Genomic DNA, 13892 nt, shown 5'->3' with positions numbered 1-13892 from the left:
CTCAGGCCACGGCCACCAGATCGAGGATGCGCTGCACCACCCGGTCGTGATCGATGCCGGCGGCTTCCGCCTCGAAGGACAGGATGACGCGGTGGCGCAGGACGTCGAAGACCACCGCCTGGATATCCTCCGGGCTGACGAAGTCCCGCCCGGCCAGCCAGGCATGGGCGCGGGCGCAGCGATCCAGGGCGATGGAACCACGCGGGCTGGCGCCATAGGTGATCCAGTGCGCCAGGTCCTGGTCGAAGCGCCCCGGGGTGCGGGTCGCCATGATCAGCTGGACCAGGTATTCCTCCACGGCATCGGCCATGTACAGCCCGAGCACCTCGCGACGAGCCGCATTGATCTCCGCCTGGGTGACGCGCTCGGTTGGCAGGGTCTCGCCGTCCAGGGCCTCGCCACGGGCCTGGGCCAGGATGCGACGCTCCACGGAGGCGTCGGGGTAGCCGATCTTGACGTGCATCAGGAAGCGATCGAGCTGGGCCTCGGGCAGCGGATAGGTGCCTTCCTGCTCGATGGGATTCTGGGTGGCCATCACCAGGAAGAGGTCGGGCAGGGCATAGGAGGTGCGGCCGATGCTCACCTGGCGTTCGGCCATGGCTTCCAGCAGCGCGGACTGCACCTTGGCCGGTGCCCGGTTGATCTCGTCGGCGAGCACCAGATTGTGAAAGATCGGCCCCTGCTGAAAGGAGAAGGTCGCCGTGTCCGGGCGATAGATCTCGGTGCCGGTGATGTCGGCCGGCAGCAGGTCGGGCGTGAACTGGATGCGGTGGAAATCGGCCTCCAGGCCTTCCGCCAGGTCCTTGATGGCCTTGGTCTTGGCCAGCCCCGGGGCACCTTCCACCAGCAGATGACCATCCGCCAGCACCGCGATGAGCAGGCGCTCCACCAGGGTTTCCTGGCCAAGGATCTGGCTGGTCAGGTAGGTGCGAAGCATCTGCAGAGCGTCACGGTGAGCCATGGGACATCCTGAATACGGCACTGGAGCGGTCAAGGGTGCTGGATTTTACTGCAAGCGGCGGCTGCCGCCCATGCCTGTGCTGACGTCGCAACCAGAGCAGTCCTTGACGAAATTTTGACGAGCTCCTGCTCAGGCTGGGCGATTGACGACGCGGTGGAGGTCTCGCTTCGGCCAAGCCCGAGCGGCCAACACTGGCGCGATCGCGCCGGAGGGTTAAACTCCCACGCCTGCCGACCGCGCCCGAGGCCTCTGCGTGGCCGATCCCGAGCCGCTGGCCACGCGCCGCGAATCCCTGCTGCTTTTGACAAGGTGTTTTCATGTCGCAAACGGAAGTCCCCCAATCCCCGCGCACCCCCGGCATCCGCCCGGTGCCGACGCTGGGCAGCCACCTGAGCTTCGTCCTGGGCTGCGGCCTGGCGCTGCTGGTCATGTTCACCCTGCTGCGCCTGGCATTGCTGGCCTACAACACCGACCTGATCGGTGATTCGCCCTTCGCCACCTTCGCCGAGGCCTTCTTCAACGGCGCGCGCTTCGACCTGCGCCTGGTGGTCTATATCTGCGTGCCCTCGCTGCTCTGCCTGTTGAGCGCCAGAGCCATGGCCGCGCGCCGGTTGCAGGCCGGCTGGTTCACCCTGGCTGCCAGCCTCTGCCTGCTGCTGGGCGTCGGCGAGCTGAATTTCTATCGCGAATTCCACCAGCGCCTGAACAGCCTGGTGTTCCAGTACATGCAGGAAGACCTGCACACCGTCACCAGCATGATCTGGAACGGCTTCCCGGTGGTGCGCCTGCTGCTGGCCTGGGCTGTGGCGACCCTGCTGCTGGGCCTGGTGTTCTTTGGCGTCGAGCGGGCCACACGGCGTCATGTCGCGGCGCGACCGGCCGCCTGGTATCGCCGGGGCGCGGTCTTCATGCTCTGCCTGGTGGTAGCCGTCATCGCCGCCCGTGGCACCCTGAGGTCCGGGCCGCCGCTGCGCTGGGGCGACGCCTATACCACCGATTCGATGTTCGCCAACCATCTGGGTCTGAACGGCACCCTGACGCTGATCAATGCCGCCGAGAACAGCTTCTCCGATCATCGCGACAACAGCTGGAAGGCCACCATGCCGGCCGCCGAGGCGCTGGCCACCACCCGGCAGCTCCTGCTGACCCCGCGTGACGAACTGATCGACGCCGACAAGGCTGCCGTCCGCCGGATCTACACCCCGCCCACCGATGGCCAGCTGCCCAAGCTGCGCAACGTGGTGGTGATCCTCATGGAAAGCATGGCCGGTCGCTATATCGGTGCTCTGGGCAACGAAGACGGTATCACCCCCAACTTCGACGCCCTGGCCAAGCAGGGCACCCTGTTCACCCGCTTCTTTTCCAACGGCACCCATACCCACCAGGGCATGTTCGCCACCATGGCCTGCTTCCCCAATCTGCCGGCCTTCGAGTACCTGATGCGCATGCCCGAGGGCGCCCACCAGTTCTCCGGTCTGCCGCAACTGCTCAGCACCCGCGGTTTCGACGACGTCTACGTCTACAACGGCAACTTCCAGTGGGACAACCAGTCCGGCTTCTTCAGCAACCAGGGCATGACCCGCTTCGTCGGTCGCGAAGACTTCGTCAATCCGGTGTTCATGGACCCGACCTGGGGTGTCTCCGACCAGGACATGTTCGACCGCTCGGTGCAGGAACTGGACGCCCTGGCCAAGGCGCCGGACGGCAAGCCCTTCTATGCGCTGCTGCAGACTCTGTCCAACCACACTCCCTATGCACTGCCCAAGGACCTGCCGGTCGCCCCGGTCACCGGCCACGGCTCGCTCGACGAGCACCTCACCGCCATGCGCTATGCCGACTGGTCGCTGGGGCAGTTCTTCGCCAAGGTCAAGCAGGAGCCCTGGTACCAGGACACCCTGTTCGTCATCGTTGGTGACCATGGCTTCGGCAACAACGAGCAGATCACCGAGATGGACCTGTCGCGCTTCAACGTGCCGCTGCTGCTGATCGGTCCGGGCGTGCAGGAAACCTTCGGCGCCCGTCGCGACACCGTGGGCAGCCAGATCGACGTGGTACCCACGGTACTGGCCCGCTTCGGCAAACCGACCCAGCACCAGTGCTGGGGCCGCGACCTGCTGGGCCTGCCCCAGGGCGATCCGGGTGTGGCGGTGATCAAGCCCTCGGGCAGCGACCAGACCGTGGCCCTGGTCACCGGCGATCGCATCCTGGTCAAGCCGCGTGATCGCGATGCCGTGCTCTATCGCTATCACCTGGGCACCCAGGCCGGTGGCGAGGTGCTCAAGGGCGACGCCAGCGCGCCCGAGCTGCAGAAGCGCCTGGAGGCCTTCATCCAGATCGCCACGGCAAGCCTGCTCGGCAACACCACTGGCATGAACGACAGCAAGGCAGCGGCCGCCCAGCGGCAGTAGTCTCGCGCGCCCATGAAAAAGGCCGCCCATGGGCGGCCTTTCTTTTGGCTGGTACGGATCAGGCCGCGATGATCACGTCCTCGGCCTGCAGGCCCTTGTCCCGCTGGATCACCGAGAACTCCACGCGCTGGCCTTCCATCAGCACCCGATGGCCTTCGCCACGGATCGCGCGGAAGTGCACGAAGATATCGTCGCCGGTATCGCGGGAGATGAAGCCGAAGCCCTTGGAGGTGTTGAACCACTTCACCGTGCCGCGCTCGCGGTCATCGGCCAGCGGGCGTGCCGGGGCGGCCGCAACGGGCGCCGGACGCGCCGCCTGGCGCGGGCGCGCCTCGGCATCGACCACCGGCGCACTGCCGGCCTGGCCGCGAAACTTCTCCGGCAGGCTGGCCAGGGCGGCGACCAGGGTCAGCGCCAGCGGCACCAGCTCGGCCGGCAGGCCGCCGATCTGCTCGAGGGGCGCCAGCAGTATGAAGGTCTGGGCCACGACGGCGAGCACCAGCAGGACACTGGCGAGTTTCTGGGCGCCGCTGCTGCGGCTACGGGAGAAGGGTGTGAAGAGGAGGGTGGCAAGACCCAGCAGGGCCAGGTGGATGGACTCGGGTTGATCGAAGGACGAGGTATCGGACTGCAGTCCGGGAATCGCCGATAACAGGAGCGCAGCAGCGCCCACCACGACATGGACAGTAGATAACGTGTTCAATGTGAAATCACCTTGGGATAGATAACACGGGTCTGCCGAAACTGCCGGAGCGGTGCCCGACAGCGGAATGACCCGGCGCGAAAAGCGCGTCCTTATTAAACCCAAAAGGTGAGGGCCGCTCAATCATGGCACCGTCGCGGGCCGTGGCCCGAGACGGTAGCCGGACTCAGGCGGCCAGCAGGCTGCGCAGCATCCAGGCGGTCTTTTCGTGGGTCTGCATGCGCTGGGTCAGCAGATCGGCGGTGGGCTCGTCGCTGACCTTGTCCAGCAGCGGGAAGATGCCCCGGGCGGTCCGCACTACGGCTTCCTGGCCCTGCACCAGCAGCCGGATCATCTCCTGGGCGTCCGGTACGCCTTCCTCTTCCTTGATGCTCGACAGCCGGGCGTAGGCGGCATAGGTGCCCGGCGCCGGGAAGCCGAGGGCGCGAATGCGCTCGGCGATGTCGTCCACGGCGACCGCCAGCTCGGTGTACTGGGTCTCGAACATCAGGTGCAGGGTGTTGAACATCGGCCCGGTCACGTTCCAGTGGAAGTTGTGGGTCTTCAGATACAGGGTGTAGGTGTCGGCCAGGAGGCGCGACAGGCCCTCGGCGATCTGGGCACGATCTTGTTCGGCGATTCCGATGTTGATTTCCATGCTGACGGCTCCTGTGCGTCGGTTGCGAAGGGCTCCGAGGCTATCACAGAACCGCTGGCCGTTTAGCCAGTGTTCGCGTGTCGAGCTGCGCGCCCGGCTACGGTAAAATCGTGACGGATGATATAGAATCTCCCGTTCAGTCGAGCACCCGGTCCTGCCGGCCCGGTGCCTCCACGCATTCAGCCTGTTCTAGAGAAGCGAAACCACGACCATGATGCGCAGCCACTATTGCGGCCAGTTGAACGAGAGCCTGGACGGCCAGGAAATCACCCTCTGCGGTTGGGTCCACCGCCGCCGTGACCACGGCGGGGTCATCTTCCTCGACATCCGCGATCGCGAAGGCCTGGCCCAGGTGGTGTTCGATCCGGATCGCGCCGAAACCTTCGCCAAGGCCGACCGCGTGCGCAGCGAATATGTCGTCAGGCTCACCGGCAAGGTGCGCCTGCGTCCCGAAGGCGCGCGCAATGCCAACATGGCCTCCGGCGCCATCGAGGTGCTGGGCTACGAGCTGGAAGTGCTCAACGAGGCGGAGACCCCGCCGTTCCCGCTCAACGAGTACACCGACGTCGGTGAAGAGACCCGCCTGCGCTATCGCTTCATCGACCTGCGTCGTCCGGAGATGGCCGAGAAGCTCAAGCTGCGTTCGCGCATCACCTCCAGCATCCGCCGCTACCTGGACGAAAACGGTTTCCTCGACGTGGAAACCCCGATCCTGACCCGGGCCACCCCCGAGGGTGCCCGCGACTACCTGGTGCCCAGCCGCACCCATCCCGGCAGCTTCTTCGCCCTGCCGCAGTCGCCCCAGCTGTTCAAGCAGCTGCTGATGGTCGCCGGCTTCGATCGCTACTACCAGATCGCCAAGTGCTTCCGTGACGAAGACCTGCGTGCCGACCGCCAGCCGGAATTCACCCAGATCGACATCGAGACCAGCTTCCTCGATGAAAAAGACATCATGGACATCACCGAGACCATGGTGCGCAACCTGTTCAAGGAAGTGCTGGACGTCGAATTTGGCGAGCTGCCGCACATGACCCTGGCCGAAGCCATGCGTCGCTTCGGTTCCGACAAGCCTGACCTGCGCATCCCGCTGGAGCTGGTGGACGTGGAAGACCAGCTCAAGGACGTCGACTTCAAGGTCTTCGCCGGTCCGGCCAACGATCCCAAGTGCCGCGTCGCCGCCCTGCGGGTACCGGGCGGGGCGAGCATGCCGCGCAAGCAGATCGACGACTACACCAAGTTCGTCGGCATCTATGGCGCCAAGGGCCTGGCCTACATCAAGGTCAACGAGCGCGCCGCCGGCGTCGAGGGCCTGCAGTCGCCCATCGTCAAGAACATCCCGCTGGACAACATCAACGTCATCCTCGACCGCGTCGGTGCGGTGGATGGCGACATCGTGTTCTTTGGCGCGGACAAGACCAAGGTTGTCTCCGAAGCCCTGGGCGCGCTGCGCATCAAGCTCGGCCACGACCTCAACCTGCTGACCTGCCAGTGGGCGCCGCTGTGGGTGGTCGACTTCCCGATGTTCGAGGAAAACGACGATGGCAGCCTGACCGCCATGCACCACCCCTTCACCTCGCCCAAGTGCGACCCGCAGGCGCTCAAGGCCAATCCGGGCGCAGCCCTGTCGCGGGCCTACGACATGGTGCTCAACGGCACCGAGCTGGGTGGCGGTTCCATCCGTATCCACGACAAGAAGATGCAGCAGGCGGTCTTCGAGGTCCTCGGCATCAGCGCCGAGGAACAGGAAGAGAAATTCGGCTTCCTGCTGGACGCCCTCAAGTTCGGTGCACCGCCCCATGGTGGCCTGGCCTTCGGTCTGGATCGCCTGGTGATGCTGATGACCGGCGCCTCCTCGATTCGCGAAGTCATCGCCTTCCCGAAGACCCAGAGCGCGGCCGACGTCATGACCCAGGCGCCCGGCGCCGTCGATGCCAAGGCCCTGCGCGAGCTGCACATCCGCCTGCGCGAGCAGCCCAAGGCGGAATAGGTCCTATCGGAGGAGGGCGCCCAGGTGGATGCCCTCCATTTCCCTTTTCAGTGCGCCGCGGCCCTCGCCGCCGGTGCCGTCATCGTCAAGAGATTGGAGTAGCTTATGGCCGGTCATTCCAAGTGGGCCAACATCAAGCATCGCAAAGAACGCCAGGATGCCAAGAAAGGCAAGATCTTCACCAAGATCATCCGTGAGCTGACCGTGGCCGCGCGCCAGGGCGGCGGCGTTCCTGCCGACAATCCCCGCCTGCGTCTGGCGGTGGACAAGGCGCTGACCGCCAACATGACCCGCGACACCATCGACCGGGCCATCGCCCGTGGCGTGGGTGCCGGCGAAGGCGAGAACGTCGAGGAACTGACCTATGAAGGCTACGCCCCGAGCGGTGTCGCCATCATCGTCGAAGCCATGACCGACAACCGCAACCGTACCGCGGCCGAAGTTCGCCACGCCTTCAACAAGTGCGGTGGCAACCTGGGTACCGACGGTTCGGTGGCCTATCTGTTCGAGCGCAAGGGCCAGATCAGCTATGCCCCCGGCCTGGACGAAGACGCCCTGATGGAAGCGGCCCTGGAAGCCGGTGCCGACGACGTGGTGGCCAACGACGATGGCTCCATCGACGTCTTCACCAGCTTCGCCGACTTCATCGCCGTCAACGAAGCCCTGACCGCCGCCGGCTACAAGGCCGACGAAGCCGAGGTGACCATGATCCCCTCGACCTCCGCGACCCTGGATCTGGACACCGCGCAGAAGGTGCTCAAGCTGATCGACATGCTCGAAGACCTGGATGACGTGCAGAACGTCTATTCCAACGCCGACATCCCCGAGGATGTCATGGAGCAGCTCGGCTGATGTCCCTCTACGAGCGCCTGCCGCCCGATGCGCCCGGCACCCTGGTGCTGGGCATCGACCCGGGCTCGCGGCTGACCGGCTTCGGCGTGGTGCGCGACACCGGGCGGGGCTGCGAATACGTGGCCTCCGGCTGCATCCGTACGGGAAACGGTCCGTTGCCCGAGCGGTTGCAGATCGTCTATCGCGGCGTGCGCGACGTCATCGCCCAGTACGGGCCGGTCACCATGGGTATCGAGCAGGTGTTCATGGCGCGCAACGCCGATTCGGCGCTCAAGCTGGGACAGGCCCGGGGTGCGGCCATCGTCGCCGGTGCCGAGGGTGGCCTGGAGATCTCCGAGTACACCGCGAGCCAGGTCAAGCAGGCCGTTGTCGGCAACGGCGGGGCGGACAAGCAGCAGGTGATGCTGATGGTCATGCACCTGCTGCGGCTGACCGAAAAGCCGCAGATCGACGCCTCCGATGCCCTGGCCATTGCCCTGTGCCATGCCCATACCCGGCAGAGCCTGGTGCCCCATGGTCTGCTGGCCACCCGTCGCCGCGGCGGTCGTCTGCGGCTCTAGTCCTATTCGCTCAACCCTCTCGCTCCAACGTTAGGAAGGTAACCCTGTGATCGGTCGTCTACGTGGCACCCTAGCGGAAAAGCAGCCGCCGCATCTCCTGCTCGACGTGGGCGGAGTCGGCTACGAGGTCGAAGTGCCCATGACGACCCTTTATCGGCTGCCGGCCCAGGGTGAAATCGTCACATTGCATACCCACCTCGTGGTACGGGAAGATGCGCACCTGCTGTATGGGTTCGGGGAAAAGCGCGAGCGTGAGCTGTTTCGCGAGCTGATCCGGCTCAATGGTGTCGGCCCCAAGCTGGCCCTGGCGTTGATGTCCAGTCTCGAGGTGGATGAATTGGTTCGCTGCGTGCAAGCCCAGGACACGGCCGCCCTGGTCAAGGTGCCAGGGGTGGGCAAGAAGACTGCCGAGCGCCTGCTGGTCGAGCTGAAGGACCGCTTCAAGGCCTGGGAAAGCCTGCCCGGCATCGCTCCCCTGGTCCTGCCGAACCAGGCCGCCGTCGTGGCCAGCGCCGAGGCCGATGCGGTCAGCGCCCTGGTCGCCCTGGGCTTCAAGCCCCAGGAAGCCAGCCGCGCCGTCGCCGCCGTGGAGGGGGAAGACCTTTCCAGCGAGGAACTCATCCGTCGCGCCCTGAAGGGCATGGTCTGATCCCATGATAGAAACCGATCGCCTTATCTCGGGCACTGGCCGCGACCGTGAGGAATTCCAGGATCGCGCCATCCGTCCGGTGCGTCTGGCCGACTACATCGGCCAGCCGGTGGTGCGCGACCAGATGGGGCTGTTCATTCAGGCCGCGAAGGGCAGGGGCGAGGCCCTCGACCACACCCTGATCTTCGGCCCACCGGGCCTGGGCAAAACCACTCTGGCCAACATCATCGCCCAGGAAATGCAGGTTTCCCTGAAGAGCACCTCGGGCCCCGTGCTGGAACGCCCGGGCGATCTCGCCGCGCTGTTGACCAACCTGGAAGCCGGTGATGTGCTCTTCATCGACGAGATCCATCGACTCTCACCCATCGTCGAGGAGGTGCTCTATCCGGCGATGGAGGACTATCAGCTCGACATCATGATCGGCGAGGGTCCGGCGGCTCGCTCCATCAAGCTGGATCTGCCGCCCTTCACCCTGGTCGGCGCGACCACCCGCGCCGGCATGCTGACCAATCCGCTGCGCGACCGCTTCGGGATCGTCCAGCGTCTGGAGTTCTACGGCACCGCGGATCTGGCCACCATCGTCACCCGCTCGGCCGGCATTCTCGGTCTCGCCATCGAGGCCGAGGGGGCCATGGAAATCGCCCGCCGGGCGCGTGGCACGCCGCGGATCGCCAATCGCCTGCTGCGGCGGGTGCGGGACTTCGCCGAGGTGCGCGGGCAGGGTCACATCAGCCACGACATCGCCAGTCGTGCCCTCGATCTGCTGGACGTCGACGCCCAGGGTTTCGATCACCAGGATCGCCGTCTGCTGCTGACCATGATCGACAAGTTCGACGGTGGTCCGGTGGGCGTCGACAGTCTCGCTGCCGCCATCAGCGAAGAGCGTCACACCATCGAAGATGTGCTGGAACCCTATTTGATCCAGCAAGGCTATATCATGCGCACGCCGCGCGGACGGGTGGTGACCCGCCATGCCTATCTGCACTTCGGGCTCAATTTGCCGACGCGTCTGGCCCAGGGTGGTACACCCGATCTGTTCGAAGTCAATGGTAATTAAATGCAGTTGCGAACATTTCTGATTGGCAACGGCGAGGCTAGGTTCTAGAGTATGCACGCGCAATCGCGGAGCCCGTCGCCGTCCGTCCTCAGGTGTCGTGTCTACTACGAAGATACCGATGCCGGCGGCATCGTCTATTACGTCAACTACCTCAAGTTCATGGAACGCGCCCGCACCGAGCGACTGCGCGCGCTGGGCTATGTCCAGTCCGAACTCGCCCGGGATGGTCTGCTGTTCGTCGTCCATAGCAGCGAAGCGCGCTACCATGCGCCCGCGCGACTGGATGACGAGCTGCTGATCGGTGCCGAGGTGGTCGAGGCGAAGCGCGCCAGCCTCAGGTTTCACCAAGAGGTCCGGCGCGCCAGGGACGCTGTCCTGCTCTGTGAAGGGTGGGTGACGGTCGCCTGTGTGCGTGCTGACAGCTTCAGGCCCAGGGCTATCCCTGCAGCCATGCGAACGGTTCTTGCCGGAAATCCGGCGTCAATTCAATCAGGAGATTAAGCGTGCAACCCAACGTCGACCATACGTCCATGTGGAGCCTCATTGCCAACGCCAGCTTGGTGGTGCAACTGGTGATGCTCATCCTGGTCGCAGCCTCTGTCACGTCCTGGATCATGATCATCCAGCGCGGCAATGCCATGCGCGCCGCCAAGCGTTCCCTGGATGCCTTCGAAGAGAAATTCTGGTCGGGCATCGATCTGTCCAAGCTGTATCGCCAGGCCGGCAGCAACCCCGATCCGGACTCCGGCGTCGAGCAGATCTTCCGCGCCGGCTTCAAGGAATTCTCCCGCCTGCGTCAGCAGCCCGGCGTGGATCCCGATGCCGTGATGGAAGGCGTCTCGCGCGCCATGCGCGTCGCCATCTCCCGTGAGGAAGAAAAACTCGATCAGGCCCTGCCGTTCCTGGCCACCGTCGGTTCCACCAGCCCCTATGTGGGTCTGTTCGGTACCGTCTGGGGCATCATGAACTCCTTCCGCGGCCTGTCCACTGCCCAGCAGGCGACCCTGGCCACCGTGGCTCCCGGCATCGCCGAAGCCCTGATCGCCACCGCCATCGGTCTGTTCGCCGCCATTCCCGCCGTCGTGGCCTACAACCGCTTCGCTGCCCGCTCGGAAATGCTGATCAACCGCTACTACACCTTTGCGGACGAATTCCAGGCCATCCTGCACCGCAAAGTCCACACCAGCGACGAATAAAGAGGTATCCCATGGTCCCTCGCCGCAAGAAACGCAAGCCCGTCGCCGAGATGAACGTGGTGCCCTACATCGACGTGATGTTGGTGCTCCTCGTCATCTTCATGGTGACGGCGCCCATGCTCAACCAGGGCGTCAAGGTCGACCTGCCCAAGGTCGACAGTCAGGCCCTGCCGCAAGACAACGACAAGCAGATCCTCACCGTCTCGGTGAAGGCCAACGGTACCTACTACTGGAACGTCGGTTCCGAGGTGGATACCGATCAGAAGGCCAAGTCCGAGACCGCGGTGTCGCTGCCCCAACTGAGTCAGCAGGTCGGTGCCATCATGCGTCAGCGGGCGGACACCCAGGTGTTCATCCGGGGTGACAAGGCTGCCAACTACGGTGTCGTGGCCGGCGCCATGGGTGCCTTGCAACAGGCCGGCGTGCCCAACGTCGGGTTGATTACCGAGGCGCCTTGATGCGACACCGCGAGCGTTCGTCGTCCGAAAGTTATTTCTGGCCGGTCATCTGGGCAGTCGCCCTGCATGTGCTGATTTTCGGCCTGCTGTTTGTCAGCTTCGCCTTCACCCCTGAATTGCCCCAGTCGCGTCCGGTCGTCCAGGCCACCCTGGTCCAGCTCAAGTCCAAGAGTTCCGCGCAGGTGCAGACCGAGCAGAAACTGGCGGGGGAGGCGAAGAAGACCGCGGCCAAACAGTACGAGCAGGAGCAGCTGGAGCAGCGCCGCGAGCAACAGGAAGCCCAGCGCGAAGCGGCGGCGGCCAAGGCGGCTCAGCAACAGAAGGAAGCCCAGCAACAGGCCGCGGAACAAAAGAAAGCCGACGACGCTCGAAAGGCGCAGCAAGCGGAAGCGGCGGCCAAAGCCGCCGAAGCCAAGGCTGAGGCCGAGAAACAGTCCGAGGCCGCCAAGGCGGCTGCGGAAGCCAAGCAGGCTGTCGAGCAGAAGAAGCAGGCGGATATCGCCAAGAAGAAGGCCGACGAAGCCGCCAAGCAGAAGGCAGCCGACGAAGCGGCCAAGAAGGCGGCGGCCGAAGCAGCCAAGCAGAAATCGGCGGAAGAGGCCAAGCAGAAGGCGGCGGCAGAAGCGGCCAAGAAAGAGGCTGCAGCCGAGGCTGCCAAGAAGAAAGCGGCAGACGACGCCAAGAAGAAGGCTGCCCAGGCAGCTGCACGCAAGGCGGCGGAAGACAAGAAGGCACAGGCGTTGGCCGAATTGCTGTCCGATGATACCCAGCGGCAGCAGGCACTGGCCGAAGAGCAGGGCGACGAGGTGGCATCGAGCTTCGATGACCTGATCGTGCGTCTGGTCAGCGAGCAGTGGACGCGACCGCAGTCGGCGCGCAACGGTATGAGCGTCGAGGTGCAGATCAACATGCTGCCAGACGGCACCATTACCAGCGCGACGGTTACCCGCTCCAGTGGCAACAAGGAATTCGATAATTCAGCGGTATCGGCCGTGCGTAACGTCGGTCGTATCCGTGAGCTGCAGCAGCTGGATCGCAAGACCTTCGATCAGCTGTACCGTCAGCGCCGCATGATCTTCAAACCGGAGGACCTGAGTCTGTGAACACCCTGATCCGTTACATCCTGCTGGGCCTGGTCCTGGTGGTGGGCTCCGCCCAGGCGGCCGATCCGCTGGTGATCTCCAGCGGTAGTGATCGTGCCATTCCGATCGCCGTCGTGCCCTTCGGCTGGCAGGGTGGTCAGCCGCTGCCGGAAGACCTGGGCAATATCGTCAGCGATGACCTGCGCAACTCCGGGGTGTTCTCGCCGATTCCACGCCAGAACATGCTGAGTCAGCCGAGCCAGGCCAGCGAAGTCATCTTCCGTGACTGGAAGGCGCTGGGCGCCAATTACGTGCTGGTAGGCAATGTCGTGCCCAACGGTGGCCGCCTGCAGATCAGCTACGCCCTCTTCAACGTCTCCACCGAACAGCAGGTCCTGACCGGCAACGTCGGCGGCAGCACCGATCAGCTGCGCGACATGGCGCACTTCATTTCGGACCAGGCCTATGAAAAGCTGACCGGGGTGAAAGGTGCCTTCTCGACGCGCATCCTCTATGTGACCGCCGAGCGCTTCTCCGCCACCAACACCCGTTACACCCTGCAGCGCGCCGACTATGACGGTGCGCGTGCCGTTACCCTGCTGCAGTCGCGTGAGCCGATCCTGTCGCCGCGTTTCGCGCCGGATGGCAAGCGCATCGCCTACGTTTCCTTCGAGCAGCAGCGCCCGCGCATCTTCATGCAGTACATCGACACCGGTCGCCGCGAGCAGCTGACCAACTTCGAAGGCCTGAATGGCGCGCCAGCGTTTTCGCCCGATGGCAATCGCCTGGCATTCGTGCTGTCCAAGGATGGCAACCCCGAGATCTATGTGATGGATCTCGGCTCGCGTGCCATTCGTCGTGTGACGAATGACTCCGCCATCGATACCGAGCCCTTCTGGGGCAAGGATGGCCAGACCATCTATTTCACCTCCGACCGTTCCGGCAAGCCGCAGATCTACAAGACCAGCGCCAATGGCGGGGGTGCTGAGCGCGTGACTTTCGTCGGTAACTACAATGCCAACCCGAAACTTTCGGCGGATGAAAAGACCCTGGTCATGGTGCATCGTCAGGAAGGTTTCACCAACTTCCAGATCGCTGCGCAGGACCTCCAGCGCGGCTCTGTGCGGGTACTTTCCAACACCAGCCTCAACGATTCGCCCACTGTTGCGCCCAATGGCACCATGCTAATCTACGCCACCCGCCAGCAGGACCGAGGCGTACTGATGCTTGTCTCCATCAATGGTCGCGTCAGGATTCCTATTCCCACCGCCCAGGGTGACGTGCGCGAGCCTTCCTGGTCTCCTTACCTGAACTGACGGCTAATTAGAAAAGTCCTTAGTTA

14 protein-coding genes and 1 pseudogene are annotated in these 13892 nt (G+C 64.5%); 11 read left to right on the top strand and 4 right to left on the bottom strand.

Annotated elements, in window-relative coordinates; all coding sequences use genetic code 11:
- Nucleotide 1 precedes the first annotated feature (1 nt).
- Nucleotides 2–961, bottom strand: coding sequence for a MoxR family ATPase (locus AABM56_RS15140; protein ID WP_133862363.1), 960 nt, complete (start codon nt 959–961; stop codon nt 2–4).
- Nucleotides 962–1278: 317 nt separating this feature from the next.
- Here AABM56_RS15140 and AABM56_RS15135 point away from each other — a divergent pair, with 317 nt between their 5' ends.
- A complete protein-coding gene (locus AABM56_RS15135) occupies nt 1279–3369 on the top strand; it encodes an LTA synthase family protein (RefSeq protein WP_133862362.1) in 2091 nt (696 codons plus the stop codon).
- Between the two features lie 58 nt (nt 3370–3427).
- Here the strand turns inward: AABM56_RS15135 and AABM56_RS15130 are convergent, their stop codons facing one another.
- The 3 genes and pseudogenes from AABM56_RS15130 to AABM56_RS15120 form a co-directional block, all read right to left on the bottom strand.
- The gene (locus AABM56_RS15130; protein ID WP_166655908.1) at nt 3428–3643 is read right to left on the bottom strand and encodes a cold shock domain-containing protein; all 216 of its coding nucleotides are present in this window, start codon (nt 3641–3643) and stop codon (nt 3428–3430) included.
- 120 nt (nt 3644–3763) lie between these two features.
- Nucleotides 3764–4072 (bottom strand): annotated as a pseudogene (locus tag AABM56_RS15125) (cold shock domain-containing protein membrane protein); the annotation flags it as partial.
- A gap of 166 nt (nt 4073–4238) precedes the next feature.
- Entirely contained in the window at nt 4239–4709 is a 471-nt protein-coding gene (locus AABM56_RS15120) for a Dps family protein (protein ID WP_132832088.1), read from the bottom strand.
- A 211-nt stretch (nt 4710–4920) separates the two neighbouring features.
- On the opposite strand from AABM56_RS15120, the gene aspS reads away from it, so the two are divergent.
- The 10 genes from aspS to tolB all read left to right on the top strand — a co-directional run bounded on the left by aspS (nt 4921) and on the right by tolB (nt 13866).
- Complete coding sequence (gene aspS / locus AABM56_RS15115; RefSeq protein ID WP_133861231.1) at nt 4921–6696, top strand: aspartate--tRNA ligase; 1776 nt, start codon at nt 4921–4923, stop codon at nt 6694–6696.
- A 105-nt stretch (nt 6697–6801) separates the two neighbouring features.
- Entirely contained in the window at nt 6802–7548 is a 747-nt protein-coding gene (locus AABM56_RS15110; RefSeq protein ID WP_133861230.1) for a YebC/PmpR family DNA-binding transcriptional regulator, read from the top strand.
- A complete protein-coding gene (gene ruvC, locus AABM56_RS15105) occupies nt 7548–8108 on the top strand; it encodes a crossover junction endodeoxyribonuclease RuvC (RefSeq protein ID WP_007160336.1) in 561 nt (186 codons plus the stop codon). The genes AABM56_RS15110 and ruvC overlap by 1 nt, the downstream gene beginning before the upstream one ends.
- A gap of 46 nt (nt 8109–8154) precedes the next feature.
- Nucleotides 8155–8757 carry a Holliday junction branch migration protein RuvA gene (gene ruvA / locus AABM56_RS15100; protein ID WP_133861229.1) on the top strand — a complete coding sequence of 201 codons (603 nt, stop codon included), beginning with the start codon at nt 8155–8157 and terminating at the stop codon, nt 8755–8757.
- Between the two features lie 4 nt (nt 8758–8761).
- Nucleotides 8762–9814, top strand: coding sequence for a Holliday junction branch migration DNA helicase RuvB (gene ruvB / locus AABM56_RS15095; RefSeq protein WP_133861228.1), 1053 nt, complete (start codon nt 8762–8764; stop codon nt 9812–9814).
- 51 nt (nt 9815–9865) lie between these two features.
- Nucleotides 9866–10315 (top strand): tol-pal system-associated acyl-CoA thioesterase, encoded by a 450-nt coding sequence (gene ybgC / locus AABM56_RS15090; protein ID WP_263258900.1) that lies wholly within the window; start codon nt 9866–9868, stop codon nt 10313–10315.
- Nucleotides 10316–10317: 2 nt separating this feature from the next.
- Nucleotides 10318–11010: a protein TolQ gene (tolQ, locus tag AABM56_RS15085; RefSeq protein WP_133861226.1), complete on the top strand. Its 693-nt coding sequence runs from the start codon at nt 10318–10320 to the stop codon at nt 11008–11010.
- A gap of 11 nt (nt 11011–11021) precedes the next feature.
- Nucleotides 11022–11468, top strand: coding sequence for a protein TolR (tolR, locus tag AABM56_RS15080; RefSeq protein WP_133861225.1), 447 nt, complete (start codon nt 11022–11024; stop codon nt 11466–11468).
- Nucleotides 11465–12571: a cell envelope integrity protein TolA gene (tolA, locus tag AABM56_RS15075; protein ID WP_252977172.1), complete on the top strand. Its 1107-nt coding sequence runs from the start codon at nt 11465–11467 to the stop codon at nt 12569–12571. Before tolR ends, tolA begins: the two co-directional genes overlap by 4 nt.
- A complete protein-coding gene (gene tolB / locus AABM56_RS15070; RefSeq protein WP_133861224.1) occupies nt 12568–13866 on the top strand; it encodes a Tol-Pal system beta propeller repeat protein TolB in 1299 nt (432 codons plus the stop codon). The genes tolA and tolB overlap by 4 nt, the downstream gene beginning before the upstream one ends.
- The last annotated feature ends 26 nt before the right edge of the window (nt 13867–13892 follow it).

Source organism: Pseudomonas aestiva (genome assembly GCF_039908605.1).
In the GTDB taxonomy this organism is placed as follows: domain Bacteria; phylum Pseudomonadota; class Gammaproteobacteria; order Pseudomonadales; family Pseudomonadaceae; genus Chryseomonas; species Chryseomonas aestiva.
This window is presented reverse-complemented; position numbering and strand designations above follow the sequence as displayed.